At 72.9% G+C, this 18,021-nt stretch carries 19 protein-coding genes and 1 pseudogene; 8 read left to right on the top strand and 12 right to left on the bottom strand.

All coding sequences use genetic code 11. The annotated features are described in order from the left end of the window. Positions 1 to 47: 47 nt before the first annotated feature. The gene (locus DKL51_RS09425; protein ID WP_109946215.1) at positions 48 to 1,322 is read right to left on the bottom strand and encodes a class I SAM-dependent RNA methyltransferase; all 1,275 of its coding nucleotides are present in this window, start codon (positions 1,320 to 1,322) and stop codon (positions 48 to 50) included. After that, a complete protein-coding gene (locus tag DKL51_RS09420; protein WP_109946214.1) occupies positions 1,319 to 3,388 on the bottom strand; it encodes an APC family permease in 2,070 nt (689 codons plus the stop codon). The genes DKL51_RS09425 and DKL51_RS09420 overlap by 4 nt, the downstream gene beginning before the upstream one ends. A gap of 161 nt (positions 3,389 to 3,549) precedes the next feature. Between DKL51_RS09420 and DKL51_RS09415 the strand changes: the two genes are divergently transcribed. Continuing rightward, positions 3,550 to 4,215, top strand: a complete 666-nt coding sequence (locus DKL51_RS09415) for a potassium channel family protein (protein WP_109946213.1) — start codon at positions 3,550 to 3,552, stop codon at positions 4,213 to 4,215. Between the two features lie 2 nt (positions 4,216 to 4,217). Further along, positions 4,218 to 4,907 carry a potassium channel family protein gene (locus tag DKL51_RS09410; protein ID WP_109946212.1) on the top strand — a complete coding sequence of 230 codons (690 nt, stop codon included), beginning with the start codon at positions 4,218 to 4,220 and terminating at the stop codon, positions 4,905 to 4,907. A gap of 43 nt (positions 4,908 to 4,950) precedes the next feature. Here DKL51_RS09410 and DKL51_RS09405 read toward each other — a convergent pair whose 3' ends face one another. From DKL51_RS09405 to dut, 4 genes are all read right to left on the bottom strand, one after another. After that, a complete protein-coding gene (locus DKL51_RS09405) occupies positions 4,951 to 5,634 on the bottom strand; it encodes a DUF3159 domain-containing protein (protein WP_109946211.1) in 684 nt (227 codons plus the stop codon). Further along, positions 5,631 to 6,011 carry an OB-fold nucleic acid binding domain-containing protein gene (locus DKL51_RS09400; protein WP_109946218.1) on the bottom strand — a complete coding sequence of 127 codons (381 nt, stop codon included), beginning with the start codon at positions 6,009 to 6,011 and terminating at the stop codon, positions 5,631 to 5,633. Before DKL51_RS09400 ends, DKL51_RS09405 begins: the two co-directional genes overlap by 4 nt. Before the next feature lie 224 nt (positions 6,012 to 6,235). Then, entirely contained in the window at positions 6,236 to 6,901 is a 666-nt protein-coding gene (locus tag DKL51_RS09395; protein WP_109946210.1) for a DUF3710 domain-containing protein, read from the bottom strand. A 25-nt stretch (positions 6,902 to 6,926) separates the two neighbouring features. After that, positions 6,927 to 7,490, bottom strand: a complete 564-nt coding sequence (dut, locus tag DKL51_RS09390) for a dUTP diphosphatase (protein ID WP_109946209.1) — start codon at positions 7,488 to 7,490, stop codon at positions 6,927 to 6,929. Positions 7,491 to 7,573: 83 nt separating this feature from the next. Here dut and DKL51_RS09385 point away from each other — a divergent pair, with 83 nt between their 5' ends. Then, a complete protein-coding gene (locus tag DKL51_RS09385; protein WP_185734761.1) occupies positions 7,574 to 8,068 on the top strand; it encodes a DUF3093 domain-containing protein in 495 nt (164 codons plus the stop codon). 50 nt (positions 8,069 to 8,118) lie between these two features. Here DKL51_RS09385 and DKL51_RS09380 read toward each other — a convergent pair whose 3' ends face one another. Further along, on the bottom strand, positions 8,119 to 8,949 hold the full coding sequence (locus tag DKL51_RS09380) for a hypothetical protein (RefSeq protein ID WP_124811959.1): 831 nt from the start codon (positions 8,947 to 8,949) through the stop codon (positions 8,119 to 8,121). A 132-nt stretch (positions 8,950 to 9,081) separates the two neighbouring features. Next, positions 9,082 to 9,378 carry a DUF4193 domain-containing protein gene (locus tag DKL51_RS09375; RefSeq protein ID WP_007075406.1) on the bottom strand — a complete coding sequence of 99 codons (297 nt, stop codon included), beginning with the start codon at positions 9,376 to 9,378 and terminating at the stop codon, positions 9,082 to 9,084. A gap of 436 nt (positions 9,379 to 9,814) precedes the next feature. Between DKL51_RS09375 and DKL51_RS09370 the strand changes: the two genes are divergently transcribed. Next, positions 9,815 to 10,333 carry a LytR C-terminal domain-containing protein gene (locus DKL51_RS09370; protein ID WP_185734762.1) on the top strand — a complete coding sequence of 173 codons (519 nt, stop codon included), beginning with the start codon at positions 9,815 to 9,817 and terminating at the stop codon, positions 10,331 to 10,333. Between the two features lie 23 nt (positions 10,334 to 10,356). Here DKL51_RS09370 and DKL51_RS09365 read toward each other — a convergent pair whose 3' ends face one another. Beyond that, entirely contained in the window at positions 10,357 to 11,172 is an 816-nt protein-coding gene (locus tag DKL51_RS09365) for an inositol monophosphatase family protein (protein ID WP_124811958.1), read from the bottom strand. A 285-nt stretch (positions 11,173 to 11,457) separates the two neighbouring features. On the opposite strand from DKL51_RS09365, the gene DKL51_RS09360 reads away from it, so the two are divergent. Next, a complete protein-coding gene (locus DKL51_RS09360) occupies positions 11,458 to 13,068 on the top strand; it encodes an RNA polymerase sigma factor (protein WP_109946206.1) in 1,611 nt (536 codons plus the stop codon). A gap of 247 nt (positions 13,069 to 13,315) precedes the next feature. Continuing rightward, the gene (locus DKL51_RS09355) at positions 13,316 to 13,549 is read left to right on the top strand and encodes a DUF7455 domain-containing protein (protein WP_109946205.1); all 234 of its coding nucleotides are present in this window, start codon (positions 13,316 to 13,318) and stop codon (positions 13,547 to 13,549) included. Positions 13,550 to 13,656: 107 nt separating this feature from the next. Here the strand turns inward: DKL51_RS09355 and DKL51_RS09350 are convergent, their stop codons facing one another. The 3 genes from DKL51_RS09350 to DKL51_RS09340 form a co-directional block, all read right to left on the bottom strand. Next, positions 13,657 to 15,390, bottom strand: coding sequence for a DEAD/DEAH box helicase (locus tag DKL51_RS09350; protein ID WP_109946204.1), 1,734 nt, complete (start codon positions 15,388 to 15,390; stop codon positions 13,657 to 13,659). 186 nt (positions 15,391 to 15,576) lie between these two features. Next, positions 15,577 to 16,227: a trimeric intracellular cation channel family protein gene (locus DKL51_RS09345; protein ID WP_109946203.1), complete on the bottom strand. Its 651-nt coding sequence runs from the start codon at positions 16,225 to 16,227 to the stop codon at positions 15,577 to 15,579. Between the two features lie 40 nt (positions 16,228 to 16,267). Continuing rightward, positions 16,268 to 16,486, bottom strand: a complete 219-nt coding sequence (locus tag DKL51_RS09340) for a DUF3039 domain-containing protein (RefSeq protein WP_013284783.1) — start codon at positions 16,484 to 16,486, stop codon at positions 16,268 to 16,270. Positions 16,487 to 16,573: 87 nt separating this feature from the next. Here DKL51_RS09340 and DKL51_RS09335 point away from each other — a divergent pair, with 87 nt between their 5' ends. Both DKL51_RS09335 and DKL51_RS09330 read left to right on the top strand, forming a co-directional pair. Then, positions 16,574 to 17,506, top strand: a complete 933-nt coding sequence (locus DKL51_RS09335; protein WP_124811957.1) for a pseudouridine-5'-phosphate glycosidase — start codon at positions 16,574 to 16,576, stop codon at positions 17,504 to 17,506. Further along, positions 17,503 to 18,021: pseudogene (locus DKL51_RS09330) on the top strand (carbohydrate kinase family protein); the annotation flags it as partial. The gene DKL51_RS09335 and the pseudogene DKL51_RS09330, both read left to right, overlap by 4 nt.

Here is an 18,021-nt window from a genome sequence, read left to right as displayed (position 1 = left end):
CCTCCTGCCACCCGCCTGACGCGTCCGGGTGACCGCACCCGGACGCGTCAGGCGGGTGGCAGGAGGAGGCCGACCAGCTCGACGTGCTGGGTCATCGGGAACAGGTCGAAGCCGCGCAGCGCGGCCAGCCGCCAGCCGAGCCCGGTGAAGGTGCGCACGTCCCGGGCGAAGGCGGCCGGATCGCAGGCGACGTAGGCGACGGCCCGCGGCCGGGCGGCGACGATGTCCCGCACCACCTGGCCGCCGGCGCCGGAGCGCGGCGGGTCGAGCACCACCACGTCGACCGGGCCGGTGACCCGGCGACGGGCCAGCGCCGCCTCCACCCGGGCGGCCACGACCTCCACCCGGGGCAGATCGGCCAGATTCTCCCGGGCTGCGGTCACGCCCTGCTCCGACGACTCGACCAGGGTCACCCGGGCGTCGCCGACCCGGCCGGCCAGCGCGGCGGCGAAGAGACCCGCCCCGCCGTACAGGTCCCAGGCCGACTCGCCGGGCCGCGGGTCGAGCAGCTCCAGCACCGCCCCGACCAGGGTGTCCGCCGCCGCCGGATGCACCTGCCAGAAGCCGGACGCAGGCAGCGACCAGTCCCGCCCGGCGGCCACCTCGCGCACCACGGGGGGTCCGCTGACCGGGGTGGGCACCCCGTCGGCGATCGCCGTGACGCTGACGCCACCGCCGGTCGAGGCGACCGTCTCCACCGCGTCCGCGTCCGGCCAGCGGGCGCCGCTGGGGGCCAGCACCGGCAGCTCCTGGATCGCCGGGTGGGCGATCAGGCAGCGGTCGATCGGCACCACCTCGTGCGAGCGGTGCTTGAGCAGCCCGGCCCGGCCGGCGCCGTCGACGGCGTACCGGACCCGGGAACGCCAGCCCAGCGACCCGCCGGGCAGCGGCTCCACCCGGACGCCGAGCCGGTCGATCTCGGCGTCGGTCAGGCCGCCGAGGCGGGTGAGCTGCTCACGCACCACAGCGTTCTTCCAGTCGAGCTGTGCCTCGGGCGCCACGTGCTGCAGGTCGCAGCCGCCGCAGCGGCCCGGCTTCGCGTACGGGCAGGGCGGCTCCACCCGGTCCGCGGAGGCGGTCAGCACCTCGACCGCGTCGGCGCGGGCGAAGCCCCGGTGCAGCTCGGTGACCTCGGCCAGCACCCGCTCGCCGGGCAGCGCGTGGCGGACGAAGACCACCTGGCCGTCGACCCGGGCCACGCAGTGCCCGCCCGGGGCGACCGCGCCGACGGTGAGCTCGACCCGTTCGGCCTCCTCCAGCCCGGGTCGTACGCCGGCCGCCGCCGCGGCGCTGCGCGCGCCCGTCGGGTCGGCGACGGTCATGACCGGTCCCCGCCGGCCGAACCGCTCTCGCCGGGCTGAGCGGAGACCACCGGCGGAGCGGCGGGCGGCAGGGTGCTGCGCGGGACGACCCGCGGGCCCCGCGCCGGGCCGCGGCTCAGCGTGGCGTCCAGCCGGTCGAGGTTCTTGTTCGCGGTGGAGGCGAGCTGCCACGGCACGCTGGTCACCATCACGCCCGGCTCGAAGAGCAGCCGGCCCTTGAGCCGCAGCGCGCTCTGGTTGTGCAGCAGGTTCTCCCACCAGCGGCCGACCACGTACTCGGGGATGAAGACGGTGACCACGTCCCGGGGCGACTCCCGCCGGACGGAGCTGACGAAGTTGAGGATCGGCCGGGTGATCTCCCGGTACGGGGAGTCGATCACGGTCAGCGGTACGGGCAGTTCCCGCTCCTCCCACTCGACCTGCAACTGCCGGGTGTCCTTCTCGTCGACGTTCACCGTCACCGCGGTCAGCGTGTCCGGCCGGGTCGCCCGGGCGTACGCGATGGCCCGCAGGGTCGGCTGGTGCAGCTTGCTGACCAGCACGATGGCGTGGTTGCGGGCGGGCAGCACGGCCCGGGTCTCGGTCGGTTCCAGCTCCTCGGCGACCCGGTCGTAGTGCCGCCGGATGGCGAGCATCAGCAGGTAGATCACCGCCATCGCGGCGATCGCGATCCAGGCGCCGAGCAAGAACTTGGTGATCAGCACGATGATCAGCACCACACCGGTCATGGCCATGCCGAAGGTGTTGATCGCCCGGGACCGCAGCATCCGGTGCCGCGCCTCCGGGTCCCGCTCGGTCCGCAGGTGCCGGTTCCAGTGCCGGATCATGCCCGCCTGGGAGAGCGTGAACGAGACGAACACCCCGACGATGTAGAGCTGGATGAGCCGGGTCACCTCGGCCTGGAAGCCGACGATCAGCACGACCGCGAAGACGGCGAGGAAGACGATGCCGTTGGAGAACGCCAGCCGGTCACCCCGGGTGTGGAACTGCCGGGGCAGGTAGCGGTCCTGGGCGAGGATCGAGCCGAGCACCGGGAAGCCGTTGAACGCGGTGTTCGCGGCCAGGAAGAGGATCAGCGCCGTCATCCCGGCGACGACGAAGAGCAGCGCCGACCCGGAGCCGAAGACCGTCTCGCCGAGTTGGGTGGTGACGGTCTTCTGCACGTACCCGTCGGGCCCGGAGATGATCTGCGACGGGTCCTCGACGAACTGGAGGCCGGTCAGCCGGGACAGCCAGATGATGCCGACCAGCATGCTCACCGCGATGGTGCCGAGCAGCAGCAGGGTGGTGGCCGCGTTGCGGCTCTTCGGCGCCTTGAACGCGGGCACCCCGTTGGAGATGGCCTCCACACCGGTGAGCGCGGCGCAGCCGGAGGAGAAGGTCCGCAGCAGCAGGAAGACCAGCGCGAAGCCGGCCACGCTGTGCTCCGGGCGGATCACCAGATCGGCGCTGGGGGCGCGCAGGTCGTCGCCGAGCACGAAGACCCGGACCAGCCCGGTGAGGATCATTCCGACCATCACGATGATGAAGCCATAGGTCGGGATCGCGAACGCGGTCCCCGACTCGCGCAGCCCGCGCAGGTTGATCGCGGTCAGCACCGCCACCGCGAGGACCGCGATCAGCACCTTGTGGGTGCCCACGAAGGGCACCACCGAGCCGAGGTTGGCCACGCCCGAGGAGACCGACACGGCCACGGTGAGCACGTAGTCGACCAGCAGTGCGCTGGCCACCGCCAGGCCGGCCCGCGGCCCGAGGTTGACCGTCGCCACCTCGTAGTCGCCGCCACCCGAGGGGTAGGCGTGCACGTTCTGCCGGTAACTCGCCACCACGGTGAGCATCACCACGACGACCGCGAGCGCGATCCACGGGGAGAAGAGGTACGCCGACGCGCCCGCGATGGAGAGCGTCAGCAGGATCTCGTCCGGCGCGTACGCGACGCTGGAGAGGGCGTCGGAGGCGAAGACCGGCAGCGCGATGCGCTTCGGCAGAAGGGTGTGCTGGAGCCGGTCGGACCGGAACGGTCGACCGAGGAGGAGTCGCTTCAACAGCGAGGTGGGACTGGCCACAAGCGCTAAGGGTACGACCACCCCGCGCCAACCGTCGGGGGTGCCTGATCAACCTCACGTACGCCCGCGCGGTACGGTCGGTCCCCCGCCCGCAGCGGGGACGTGGCAGGCTCGCAGTACGACGGGCCCACCGGGCGGAAACCGTGGGAGGAGCGGACACCGTGCATGTCGTGATCATGGGCTGCGGCCGGGTCGGGTCGACCCTCGCCCACAGCCTGGAGTCCCGGGGACACTCGGTGGCGGTGATCGACCAGGACGCCGACGCGTTCCGCCGCCTCGGCCCGGACTTCGCCGGCATCACCGTCACCGGCACCGGCTTCGACGGTGACGTGCTGCGTCAGGCCGGCATCGAGCGGGCGGACGCCTTCGCGGCGGTCTCCAGCGGCGACAACTCCAACATCATCTCGGCCCGGCTGGCCCGGGAGACCTTCGGCGTCTCCCGGGTCGCCGCCCGCATCTACGACCAGCGCCGCGCCGAGGTCTACGAGCGGCTCGGCATCCCCACCGTGGCCACCGTCCGGTGGACCGCCGACCGGATGCTGCGGCACCTGGTGCCCGAGGGCAACGTCGAGATCTTCCGGGACCCGACGAGCACCGTGTCGATCATCGAGGTGCCGGTGCACAAGGACTGGGTCGGCCGGCCGCTGCGCCAGCTCGAGGAGGACGCCGGGGCCCGGGTGGCGTACCTGACCCGGTTCGGGATCGGCATGCTGCCCACCGCCTCGACGGTGGTGCAGGAGGGCGACCAGGTGTTCATGCTGGTGACCGACGACATCATGGCGTCGGCCACGTCGGTGGCGGCGGCGCCGCCGGAAGGGGGGCAGTGAGCATGCGCATCGCCATCGCCGGGGCCGGCAACGTGGGCCGCTCGATCGCCCAGGAGCTGATCGACAACGGCCACCAGGTGATGTTGATCGAGCGCCAGCCCAAGATGCTCCGCCCCGACCGGGTGCCGGCCGCGGACTGGGTGCTCGCGGACGCCTGCGAGCTGGCCAGCCTGGAGGAGGCGAACGTCGCCGGCTGCGACGTGGTCGTCGCCGCCACCGGTGACGACAAGGTCAACCTGGTGGTCTCGCTGCTGGCCAAGACCGAGTTCGCGGTGCCCCGGGTGGTGGCCCGGGTCAACCGGGCCGAGAACGAGTGGCTCTTCACCGAACAGTGGGGCGTCGACGTCGCGGTCAGCAAGCCGCGGGTGATGGCGGCCCTGGTCGAGGAGGCGGTCACCGTCGGCGACCTGGTCCGGCTGATGACCTTCCGGCAGGGCGAGGCGAACCTGGTGGAGATCACCCTGCCGCCCACCGCGCCGTACGTCGGCCAGCCGATCCACGCGGTGCCGCTCCCCCGGGACGCCGCCCTGGTAGCCATCCTGCGCGGCAAGCGGGTGCTGGTGCCGAGCCCCGACGACCCGATCGAGGCCGGCGACGAACTGATCTTCGTGTGCACCGCCGACGTGGAGGACGAGGTCCGCGCCGTGATCCTCGGCCCGGACAGCGTCGAGCGCACCCGCGGCGCGGGCTGAGCCTGGTTCGCCCACCGTCGGCCGCCGAGGAGCGGCCGGCGGGTCAGGCGCCGGGCAGCGGCGTCGGTGCGGGCTCCCGGGTGACCCGGCGCACCGTCCAGACCGTGATGAGCAGCAGCAGCGCGTACGGCGGGTAGCCCAGCGCGAGCCGGGCCACGCCCAGCGCGGTGTCCTGGTGGGCGAGGTACAGCGCGGCCTGCACGCCCACCTTGGCCAGCCACACCACTCCCCACAGCACGGTGAGCTGGGTGAAGGTGCGCACCAGGCGGGGATCGCCCCGCCACTCGGAGCGGCCCCGGGCGACCAGCACCGACCAGATCCAGCCCACCAGGGGCTGCCGGACGGCCGCCGAGATCAGCAGGGCCAGGCCGTAGCCGATGCCGTAGAGGATGCCGGGCAGGTAGAAGTCCCGCTCGTCGCCGGTACGCCAGGCGATGGCGGCGCCGATGGCGATGCCGAAGAGCCCGTTGACGGCGTGCCGAATCGGCCGGCGCTGGGCCAGCCGGAGGCCCGCGATCAGCAGCGCCACGGTCACCGAGGCGATCACCGCGGGGCGCAGCTCCCCCACGATGTTGGCGATCACGAAGACCACCACGGGGATGCTGGACTCCACCAGCCCGCGCCAGCCGCCGAGCTGGTCGGCCATCTGCTCGGCGAGGCTGGGCAGCCGCTCGTCGTCCTGCGGGCCGGTCTCCGGCTCCGCTGCCGGGCGCTGTCCGGTCGTCACTTCGGCGACTCCAGCTCGTAGTACGGGTTGTAGATCACCTTGCGGTCGTCCCGGATGGCCACCCGGCCCCGGGCGGTCAGGTGCCGGCCGGGCTCGATCCCGGCGATGTGCCGCCGGCCCAGCCAGACCAGCGTGACCACGTCGCTGCCGTCGTAAAGGTCCGCCTCCAGGGTCGGCAGGTTCGTCCGGGGGGTGTAGACCACCGTGCGGAGCCGCCCGTTGACGGAGACCACCTGGCCCCGCATGCACTGCCGGGCCGGCATGCCGCCGGACTCGGCGCTCTCCCGGCGCAGCTCCTGCGCCTCGATCTCGGCCTCGCTCGCGGTGAGCCGCTGCAGGAGCCGCCGAAACGACACCCGGCTCTCGTGGGTCGTCATGACCTCCGCGTCACCCTCTCCACGCTGGCCGGTCCACGCCGGCACTGGCTCGGCTCCGGAATGCCGGAACCGTCCCGCCAGAGTACGCCGATCCGGCCGCTCGCCGGAGCCGGCGTCCGACGGGTACCTGACCGGCGTACCGCAGGGTGCCACCGGCACACGACGGGCCCGGCGCCGTCGACGGGAGTCGACGGGACCGGGCCCGGTACGGGTTTTCGGCCGGCTCAGGCCTCGCGCTGGCCCGGAGCGGGGTTCTCGGGGGTGCCCTGCTCGGCGACCTCGCGGGGCAGCCGCAGCGGCAGCGGCTCGCGGACCGGCTTGGCCTCCTGCCCCCGGTCGACCACCAGGCCATCGAGGCAGAGCGCCAGCGGGCCGGCCGCGGCCGGGTCGGTGGCCGCGGCGCCCTGGTAGACGCCCCGCACCATCCAGCGCGGGCCGTCGATGCCGACGAAGCGCAGGTCGGTCAGGCCGTCCGGGGTGCGGACCCGGGCGTGCAGCTCCGGGCCGTACTCCCCCTCGACCTCCTGGGCGGCGGCGCCGTCGCTGAAGAGCGACTGGCGGATTTCCTCGCGCACCTCGTCCCAGATGCCCTCGGAGCGGGGGGCGGCGAAGACGCCGAGCTGCAGGGCGTTCTGCCCGTGCACCAGCACGACCTGCTGGATCACGCCCTGCGGGTCGGCCTGCACCCGCACCTCGACCTCGGGCACCGCCGGGATCTTGAGGCTGCCCAGGTCGAGCCGGGGCACGTCATCCGGCGCCTCGGAGGCGTCGTACGGCCCCCGGGACGGCACCTGCGGGGTCGACTCGTCGTCGTACGAGTCGAGGCCCTCCACGGCCCGCTCGTCACGCGCGTGCCGACCATCCTCGGCCCGCTTTCGGGAGAAGATCACTGCGCCCACCCTCCGCTGTTCGCACTCACCCTGCCACCTCTTCCGTCTGCCCGCCCGCCCGGCTCGACGAACCCCGCCGTCCGGCCGAGGTGTCCGGCTCGTCCCGGCGCTCCGGCGCGACGGTCGGGACCGGGACCAGCCCGGCGTGCCCGCCGGTCGACCCGTGGCCGCCCGTCCCGCGCCGGGAGTCGGGCAGTTCCGCCACCGGCTGGAAATCGGCCCGAGCGACCCGTTGGACGACGAGCTGCGCGATCCGATCGCCCCGGCTGATCTTCGCCGGCACATCCCGATCATGATTGATCAGGTTGACCAGGATCTCGCCCCGGTAGCCGGCGTCGACCGTACCGGGCGCGTTGAGCACCGTCACACCGAGCCTGGCCGCCAACCCCGATCGGGGATGGACCAGGCCGACGTACCCCTCGGGCAGCGCGAGCGCCACGCCGGTCGGGACCAGAGCGCGGCCGCCGGGCGGCAGCTCGACGTCCACGGCGGCCACCAGGTCCGCGCCGGCGTCACCGGGATGGGCGTACGCCGGCAGCGGCAGCTCGGGGTCGAGCTGCCGTACGGGCACGGGTACGACGTCTGTCACGGTCTTCCTCTTCCGTCCGGGTCCAACGGTGACCCTGCCATCCTGCCGCCTGGCGTGGCCGTCGTGCGCCGTACCCTCGGACTGTGAGCCTGTCGCCATCCTCGTCCTCCGCCCCGTCGGCGGCGCGAACGGAGTACGTCGAGCGGCTCGGAGTGCCCTGGTGGTACTGGCTGGCCGGCCTCGCGTTCGCCGGGCTGCTCGCCGTCGAGCTCTGGATGGGCGCGCCCGGGCTCCGCTCCTGGCTGCCCTTCGTGCTGCTGCTGCCGGCGACCGGGGCCGCCCTGGCGTGGCTGGGTCGGATCCGCGTCGCCGTGCACGACGGCGAGCTGTGGGTGGACGACGCCCGTCTGCCGGTGCGGTTCGTCGCCGACGCCGTCCCGCTGGACGCCGCCGGCCGACGCGAGGTGCTCGGCGTCGGGTCAGACCCGCTCGCGTTCATGGTGCAGCGTCCCTGGATCGGCGGCGCGGTCCAGGTGGTGCTGGACGACCCGGCCGACCCGACGCCGTTCTGGGTGGTGAGCACCCGGCACCCGGTCGAGCTGGCAGCGGCGATCATGGCCGCCCGCGACGCCGGCTGAGCCGATCCGCTCGGCCACCACGCGGCCTGCGCAACGGCCGCCGCGGAGGGTCAGGGCAGCGCGGGCCGTGAGCCGGGCAGGTCCCGCCCCTTGCGGCGGAGGTCCGTGCGGAGCTGGTCGGCCAGGGTACGGGTGGACCGGCGGTTGAGGTAGCTGGCCACGGCGGCGCCGGTGAGGAACGGCCCCAGCGTGGTCAGGTTGCGGCCGAAACGCTTGAGCAGGGTGTTCTGCAGCTCCCGGCGGGCGGCGGTGCCGAGCACGGCGCTCACCCCGACCCCCGGCATCATCGGGTTGATCCCCCGCTGGCTCGACCAGGACTGCACCAGGGCGACGGCGCGCTGCGTCCCGCCGGTGGGCAGCGGCACCCCGTGGATCTCGTGCAGCTCCCCGATCAGCTTGAGTTCGATCGCCACCACGGCGACCGTCTCGGCGGCCAGCAGCACGGGCGCGGCGAGCAGGGTTGGGGTGACCGCCCACTCGACCGCGGCGACCCCGCCGCCGGCCGCGCCGACCCCGGCGGTGGCCCGGGCGGCGTTTCGGATCAGCCGCTCGGCCAGTTCCTCGTCGTCGAGCCCGGGGAAGTGCCGGCGCAGGGTGGCCAGGTCGCGGATCGGTACGTGCGGGGCGACGTCGGCGACGGTGTCCACCATCCAGCGGACCGCGGCCTTCGGCTTGAACAGGTCGGCCAGGCCGCGGGCGCGCGCCTGCCCGACCAGTCGGGTGAGCAGTTGCCGACGGCGGGCGGGTTCGATGTCGTCCGCGGTCAGCGCGGCGACGGTCGCGCCGAGCTCGTCACCTTGCGATCCGCCCGGCTCGGCCGTCCGCTCGTCGCTCGTACCGTCGGCAGCGGGCCCCCCGGCCCGCTCGCTGCGCTCGCTCACCCGTCCGACCTCCGGAATCCGTCGGCGTGGAACCGCCTGATACGAGTCAAGCAGCTCCCCGCCGCCGGCGCACGGCGGCTCGAACAGCGGCGGCCCCGTCACGGAGGCCGCCGCCGGTGACACGCGTCAGGATCAGACGCACTCGCGGCAGATCAGCTCGCCGTTGCGCTCGACCGCCAGCTGGCTGCGGTGGTGGACCAGGAAGCAGCGGGCACACCGGAACTCGTCCTGCTGCATCGGTAGGACCTTGACCGTGAGCTCCTCGTCGGCCAGGTCGGCGCCGGGCAGCTCGAAGCTCTCGGCGACCTCGGCCTCGTCGACGTCCACGGCGCCCGACTGTGAGTCGACGCGCCGGGCCTTGAGCTCTTCCAGGCTGTCCTCGCCGAGGTCGACCTCGTCGCGACGCGGGGCGTCGTAGTCGGTGGCCATCGGTTTCACTCTCCCATATCGATATGGTCGCTTCCGGTTTGTAACGCCGGACGACGCTGTTTCGGTTCCACTGGCCGGCCACCATCTGTGTCGGTCACCCGACGCGACGACCGGTGGGCCCAAGCTGCCAGAGGAACTCCCCCAGCGAGCGCGGAACCATACCCCCCCTTTGGGCGAGGCATGTATACCGCCCTCGCGGCAGAGATGTACGCCCCTGCACCCGAAGTTGTTCCCAATGTGACTCAGGCGACACGAAGATAGGGGTAGTACTACCCGCTTCCCCGGTGGCGCGCCGGTATGTCGGACTGTTTCCACGCCACGGCCGGACAACCGTTAACCTCAGCGGCGTACTCGACGGCCGGCGGGGCGTACCGACCGCCGGCGGCCGCCGCCACCCACCCACTGTCCGGGGAGCGCCCAGATGAGTTTTGCGCGAGTGCGAGCACTCGTTGTCGTCGGTCTGCTGGCGGTCCTCGCCCTGGTCTTCGTCGTCGTCGCGCTGGTCAAGGACACCCAGAGCGGGGTCGCCACCGCGGAGAGCTGCCCCAAGGGCTGGCCGCTGGCCGACGTCACCCTGCGCGAGCCCAAGGACGTGAAGATCAACGTCTACAACGCCACCGACGAGGCGGGCCTGGCGGGCAGCGTGGCGGACGATTTCCGCAACCGCAAGTTCCAGGTGAAGAAGGAAGGCAACGCGCCGAAGAAGGTCGACGACGTCGCCGTGCTGCGGTTCGGGCCCAAGGGCGTCGGCTCGGCGCACCTGCTGCGCGCCTATTTCCTCAACAACGCCGACCAGGATTACGACCCGAAGCGCAAGGACGACACGGTCGACGTGATCCTGGGCAACAGTTTCCAGCAGTTGGCCACCACGACCGAGGTCAACCAGTCCCTCGGTGACCTCGGCTCGCCGGTCGCGCCCCCCGGCTCCTGCCCGATGCCGGTCGACACCAAGTAGACCGGACGCCACGCCGGCGAGGCTCAGGGGCCGCCGGAGGCGTCGAGGGCCGCGAGCCGGGTGTGCAGCGGCTCGAAGAGCGCCGGCGGCGCGGCGATCACCAGGTCCGGTCCGGCCGGACGGCCGTCCAGCCCGGTGACCCGCAGCCCGGCCTCGGTGGCGACCAGCCCGCCGGCGGCCAGGTCCCAGGCGGCCAGCCCCTTCTCGTAGTAGGCGTCGACCCGTCCCTCGGCGGCCAGGCAGAGGTCCAGCGCCGCGGCCCCCATCCGCCGGATGTCCCGCACGTGCGGGATCAGCTCGGCGACCACCCGGGCCTGGTGCGCCCGGCGGCGGGGGTCGTACCCGAACCCGGTGGCGACCAGCGCCTGGCCCAGGTCGGTCTCGGTGGAGCAGCCCAGCCGCTCGCCGTCCCGCCAGGCTCCGCCGCCGGCCGTGGCGGTCCACTCCTCGCCGGTCGCGACGTTGCGCACCACGCCGGCCACCACCCGGCCGTCGACCTCGGCGGCGAGGGAGACCGCGCAGTACGGCAACCCGTAGAGGTAGTTGACCGTGCCGTCGATCGGGTCGATGATCCAGCGCACACCGCCGGCCGCCGGGCCGGTCTCCCCCGCGCCGTACTCCTCGCCGAGGACCGCGTCCTCCGGGCGGACCCGGCGCAGCGCGTCGAGCACCTGCCGCTCCACCGCCCGGTCGGCGGCGGTGACCACGTCGGTGGCCGTGCTCTTGGTCGCAGCCACCGAGACGCCCTCGGCGCGCATCCGGTGCGCGGTGGCGGCCGCGTCCCGGGCGACGTCGATGGCGATCTCCAGCAGTTCCTGCGGCGGCGCCGTGCGGATCATGTTCGTCCCCTTCCCGCACGGCCGGGACCTGGCGGGCCGCGCGCGAGTATCATCCTTACAAAGTCCACATGTGCGCCGAATCGGCGGTCCGCGCCGCCGGTACCCGTGCGGCGCAGGATGATCGCCGCAGACGGCGTTACAATTCACCCTGCCCACGCGCCACGGACCGCCACCGACCGGCCGGCCCGGGACACGAGGGTCCCCCAACGACATCGCCCGGCACGGCGCCCCGTGCTGTGCCGGACGACCCGGCCGTGCTCGCTCTTCGCCTCCGGAAGGTCATTCGTGACAGAACCCCGCCAGACCGGCGCCGACGTTCGCTCGCTCACCGACACCCTGATCGCCCACGCGCAGAGCGCCGGCGGCCAGCTCACGTCGGCCCAGCTCGCGCGCACCGTCGAGTCCGCCGAGGTGACCCCGGCCCAGGCCAAGAAGATCCTGCGGGCGCTCTCCGAGGCGGGCGTGACCGTGGTCGTGGACGGCTCCGCCACCACCCGTCGCCGGGTCGCCGCCGCCCGCTCCGCCACGCCGGCGTCGCGGGCCACCACCGCCAAGACCACCAAGAAGGCCGCCGCGCCCGCCCCGAAGCAGGCGCCGGCCGCCGACGAGGCCCCGGCTCCCGCCCCGCGCAAGGCGACCGCGCGCAAGGCGGCCGGCACCACCGCTGAGGTGGCCGCCAAGGCCGCCGCGCCAGCCAAGGCGACGAAGGCGACCCGGGCCACCAAGGCGACCGTGGCCACGAAGACCGCCGCGGCGAAGCCGGGCAAGGCTGGCGCCAAGGGCGAGGGCGCCGAGGGCGACATCGACCCGGAGGAACTGGCCGCCGAGATCGAGGACGTGGTGGTCGAGGAGCCGGCCGAGCTGACCAAGGCCGCTGAGGCCGACGCGGCCAGCTCCGCCACCGACAACGACTTCGAGTGGGACGACGAGGAGTCCGAGGCGCTCAAGCAGGCGCGCCGGGACGCCGAGCTGACCGCCTCCGCGGACTCCGTCCGGGCGTACCTCAAGCAGATCGGCAAGGTTCCGCTGCTGAACGCGGAGCAGGAGGTCGAGCTCGCCAAGCGGATCGAGGCCGGCCTGTACGCCGCGGAGCGGCTGCGCGCCGCCGACGAGGGCGAGGAGAAGCTCGCCCGGGAGATGCAGCGCGACCTGCTCTGGATCTCCCGCGACGGCGAGCGCGCCAAGAACCACCTCCTGGAGGCGAACCTCCGTCTGGTGGTCTCGCTGGCCAAGCGGTACACGGGTCGCGGGATGGCCTTCCTCGACCTGATCCAGGAGGGCAACCTCGGCCTGATCCGCGCGGTCGAGAAGTTCGACTACACCAAGGGCTACAAGTTCTCCACCTACGCCACCTGGTGGATCCGGCAGGCCATCACCCGCGCCATGGCCGACCAGGCCCGCACCATCCGCATCCCGGTGCACATGGTCGAGGTGATCAACAAGCTCGGCCGGATCCAGCGCGAGCTGCTCCAGGACCTGGGCCGCGAGCCCACCCCGGAGGAGCTGGCCAAGGAGATGGACATCACACCGGAGAAGGTGCTGGAGATCCAGCAGTACGCCCGGGAGCCCATCTCGCTCGACCAGACCATCGGCGACGAGGGCGACAGCCAGCTCGGTGACTTCATCGAGGACTCTGAGGCCGTGGTCGCGGTCGACGCGGTGTCGTTCTCGCTGCTGCAGGACCAGCTCCAGCAGGTCCTCCAGACGCTCTCCGAGCGTGAGGCGGGCGTGGTACGCCTGCGCTTCGGCCTGACCGACGGCCAGCCGCGCACCCTGGACGAGATCGGCCAGGTGTACGGCGTGACCCGGGAACGGATCCGACAGATCGAATCGAAGACCATGTCCAAGCTGCGGCACCCGTCCCGTTCCCAGGTGCTCCGCGACTACCTGGACTGACCGATCACGTCAACGACCCGTGTCGCTTTGATCACCAGCCGTAGAACACTCAAAGGTGATCGGTCGTTCACGCTTTTGTGATCGTTGACGTGGCACCCTTGGTGCACGGCACACTGGTCTCCCTGTCATGTGTGACCTCCGTCCCGGCCGGGCACACAGGGAAGGCAGGGCCCGACAAGGGTGTTGCAGGATAGGTGAGCAACGACCGAAGAGTTTGTTCATCGGTGACGACCAGAGGAGGAAGGCGATGACCCCGACCCTCACGCCGCCGCCCGAGACGGTGAGCCCCCCGGCCGCCGATGAACGGTGCGACCGCTGCAATGCTGCCGGCAAGCTCCGGATCACTCTGGCGGGTGGAAGTGAGCTGGTGTTCTGTGGGCACCACGCGAACAAGTACGCCGACGATCTCGTGAAGATCACCGTCCGGTACGCGACGGACCCGGAGTTCAGCTGGCGTGGCGCCGATCTGATGGCGAACTGACCCGCAACCGAACACCGATCACATAGCCGACCGGAGGTGCCCTGAGGGCACCTCCGGTCGGCTTTTTACGTGCTCCGGCAAGCGGTGTGGCCGGTGGGACGGCCGGGTCAGAGGGTCTGCACGGTGGCGATGCGTTCCTCGAGCTGCTCGATGGTCGCCTGGGCGCTCGGCGGGCCGCCGCAGAGCCGGCGCAGCTCGGCGTGGATCTTGCCGTGCGGCTGGCCGGTGCGATGATGTTGGGCGGCCACCAGGGCGTTGAGCTGGCGCCGGAGAGCCACCCGCCGCTGGGCGGCGCTCATCGGCGCGGACGGTGCGGCGGCCGGCTCAGCGGCCGGGTCAGCGGCCCTCGTGGCGGCCCTACGGCGCTGGGCGGCGAGCTGCTCGGCCTGCCGCTTGCTCAGCAGCATGGCGACCTGGTCGGCGGTGAGCAGCCCGGGCAGGCCGAGGTACTCCTCCTCCTCGGGGGTGCCGGCCTGGGCCGCCGTACCGAAGGACGCCCCGTCGAAGATCACCTGGTCCAGCTCCGCGGTGGCGGAGAGCGCGGCGAACCGCTTCTCCAGCTCACCGCTGGCCTGATCGTCGCGCTGGGCGCGCTCCAGCAGGTCGTCGTCGAAGCCGTCGGCGTCCTTCGGCTTGCCGAGGACGTGGTCCCGCTCCGCCTCCATCTCGCTGGCCAGCCCGAGCAGGTGCGGCACGCTGGGCAGGAAGACCGACGCCGTCTCCCCCGTCCGCCGGGCCCGGACGAACCGGCCGATCGCCTGGGCGAAGTAGAGCGGGGTGCTGGCACTGGTCGCGTAGACGCCGACCGCCAGCCGGGGGATGTCGACACCCTCGGAGACCATCCGTACCGCGACCAGCCACCGCTGCTCGGACGCCGCGAACGTCGCGATCCGCGCGGAGGCGCCGGCGTCGTCGGAGAGCACCACCGCGGCCTTCTCGCCGGTCACCTGCTCGATCAACTTCGCGTACGAGCGGGCGGTCTGCTGGTCGCTCGCGATGATCAAACCACCGGCGTCGGGCATGCCGGCGTTGCGGAGCACGGTCAGCCGGGCGTCGGCGGCCCGCAGCACCTGCGGCATCCAGTCGCCGGCCGGGTCCAGGGCGGTACGCCAGGCCTGGGCGACCAGATCCTGGGTCATCGGCTCACCGAGGCGCGCCGCCAACTCGTCGCCGGCGTTGGTCCGCCACCGGGTCTCCCCGGAGTACGCCAGGAAGAGCACCGGTCGGACGACCCCGTCGCGGAGCGCGTCGGCGTACCCGTAGACCGAGTCGGCGCGGGAGCGGAGCAGCCCGTCCCCACCCCGCTCGTACTCCACGAACGGGATCGGGTTGTCGTCGGAGCGGAACGGCGTACCGGTGAGCATCAGCCGGCGTACCGCGGGCTCGAAGGCGGCCTTGACCCCGTCGCCCCAGGAGCGGGAGTCGCCGGCGTGGTGGATCTCGTCGAGGATGACCAGGGTGCGCCGGGTCATGGTGCGCCGGCGGTGCACCTGGGGTGCCATGCCGACCTGGGCGTAGGTGACCACCGCGCCGTGGAAGTCGGCCGACGAGTGCAGGTCGGCGTTGCGGAACGCCGCGTCCAGCTGGATGCCCACCCGGGCGGCGGAGGCGGCCCACTGGGACTTCAGATGCTCGGTCGGGGCGACCACGGTGACCGCGTCGACGGTGCCGTCGGCGAGCAGCTCGGCGGCGATCCGGAGGGCGAAGGTGGTCTTACCGGCACCGGGCGTGGCGACCGCGGTGAAGTCCTCGGTACGGCGGCGCAGGTACTCCACCAGCGCCTTGCGTTGCCAGGCACGCAGGGGCGGGAACGTCTCGAGCGCCGGCAACCGGGCTGCCACGCGAAGGCTCCTCTCCGACCGCACCGCGGCGGACCCCCGGTTGAGGGCCACGGGTACCGCCGCCCATGAAAAGGCCCTCGCGCATCCGGTGCCGCGAAGGCCGAATCAGAGCATAACCAGCGGGCGCGCCCCGGCCCAGGCGACGCGACGCCACGCTGGTCACACCTTCCCCAACGGGGGCTCTGCTCAACCCTGCGGGCCACGGGTGCCGGTGCGCGGCGGACGCAGCGTGGCCACCGGGGCGGACCAGCGTCGGCGCAGTGAGATCAGCCGCAGCAGGAAGACGAACGTGGCCGCCGCGGTCAGCGGCGCCGCCCGGGCGAGCCCGTACGTCGACAGCAGCGCCACCACGATCGAACCGGCGAGCGCGGCGACGGCGTAGATCTCCCGGCGGAGCACCACCGGGATCTCGCCGGTGAGCAGGTCCCGGCCGAGCCCGCCGCCGATCGCGGTGATCATGCCGATCAGGCAGGCGCCGACCGCCGGCACGTGGGCGTCGAGCGCCTTCAGCGTGCCGGTGACGGTGAACAGGCCGAGACCGGCCGCGTCCAGCACCAGCACCGTGGTTCGCAGCCGGGCGAGTTGGGGGTGCAGCCGGAAGACGGCGGCGGCGGTGACCGCCGCGGCGGCCGCGTACCGCCAGTCGGCGAAGGCCAGCGGCGGCACCTCGTCGATCACCAGGTCACGGAAGATGCCGCCGCCGAGCGCGGCGACGACACCGACGAAGACGACGCCGAACAGGTCCAGCCGTTTGGCCACCGCCGCAGAGGCGCCGGAGGCGGCGAAGACGGCCACTCCGGTGAGGTCGGCGAAGAGGAGGGCGGTGGAGGTGGTCACCGCCGCAGGTTACGTGGGCGGCCGGGACGGCCGCCCAGGATCACTCGGCGTACGAGTCGTAGATCTCCTTGCACTTCGGGCAGACCGGCGAACCGGGCTTGGCCGCCTTGGTCACCGGGAACGTCTCGCCGCAGAGCGCCACGACGTAGGTGCCCATGACGGCACTTTCCGCGATCTTCTCCTTGCGGACGTAGTGGAACATCTCGGGACCGGTGTCGGCGTCCTTCAGCTCGGGACGCTCGAGAACCTCTGTACTCACGTTTACACCTCCAACGGTCCAGTTTTGCAGGTCGTCCGGGCCTGGTCCACCGTAGGCCGCCGAACGGCGGCCCGTACCGTAACGGAAGTGACCAACTTTCACCTGCGATTCGGTACCGAGGTGGCCGACGCTCTGCGCGACGGCCGTCCCGTCGTCGCTCTGGAAAGCACCATCGTCTCGCACGGTCTTCCCCGACCGGACAATCTGCTGGTGGCGCGGCAGATCGAGCAGGCGGTCCGGGACGCCGGCGCGGTCCCGGCGACCATCGGCATGGTCGGCGGGGAACTGGTCGTGGGCTTGGACGACGCCCAACTGACCCGGCTGGCCACGGTCGACGGGGTGAGCAAGCTCTCCGTACGCGATCTGGCGGTCGCCGCGGCGACCGGCGCGGACGGCGCCACGACCGTGGCCGCGACCAGCGCGGTGGCCGCGACCGCCGGGATCGGCGTCTTCGCCACCGGTGGCCTCGGCGGGGTGCACCGGGAGGCCGCGCAGAGCTTCGACGAGTCCGCCGACCTGGTCACCCTGGCCCGGACGCCGATCGCGGTGGTCTGCGCCGGGGTGAAGTCGATCCTCGACGTGGGCGCCACGCTGGAGCGGCTGGAGACCCTCGGCGTGGCCGTGGTCGGCTACCGCACCCGCCGCTTCCCCGGCTTCTACCTCACCGACGCCGGCTTCGACCTGGACTGGTCGGTGGACTCCCCGGAGCAGGTGGCGGACGTGCTCACCGCTCGGGAGCGACAGGGCGTGCACCACGGCGGGTTGATCGTGGCGAACCCGCTCCCGGTGGACGAGCAGCTCGACCCGGACCTGCACGACCGGACGCTCACCGAGGGCCTGGCCATGCTGGAGCGCGACGGGGTGACCGGCAAGGCCGTGACGCCGTTCCTGCTGGCCCACTTCCACTCGGCCACGCAGGGCGCGAGCCTGGCGGTCAACGTACGGATCATCCTCCGCAACGCCGACCTGGCCGCCCGGATCGCGGTCGCCGCGGCCGCCCGTCTCAGCGACGCGGCATGAGTCCGGCGTCCCGCATCGTCGTCGCGGCGACGTGATCACCGACGTGGTCGCGGTGCTGTCCGGGCCGCTCGCGACCGGCTCGGACACCGCGGCGGAGATCCGCTTCAGCGGGGGCGGGCAGGCGGCCAACACCGCCGCCTGGATCGCCGCCCAGGGGGCGGGCGTGACGCTGGTCGGCGCGGTCGGCGACGACGAGGCGGGGCGCGTCCAGGTGGCCGAACTGGAAGCCTTCGGCGTCGACTGCGCGGTGGAGCGCGTCGAGGGCTACCCGACCGGCACGGTGATCGTGCTCACCCGGGACAGCGAGCGCACCATGGTCAGCCAGCGGGGGGCCAACCTGCGGCTGACCGCCGCGCACGTCGACCGGGCCCTGGCCGGGGTGACCGACGCGGGTCACCTGCACCTGTCCGCGTACACCCTGCTGGACGCCGCGTCGCGCGGCACGGGACTGCGGGCGCTGGCCGCCGCCCGGGAGCGCGGGCTCACCGCCAGCGTCGACGCGGCGTCGGCGGCAC

Origin of the sequence: Micromonospora globispora (assembly GCF_003857015.1) — a bacterium.
Classification (GTDB): Bacteria; Actinomycetota; Actinomycetes; order Mycobacteriales; family Micromonosporaceae; genus Micromonospora; species Micromonospora globispora.
Note: the sequence above shows the minus strand (reverse complement) of the source record. Positions and strands in the feature narration are given on the sequence as shown.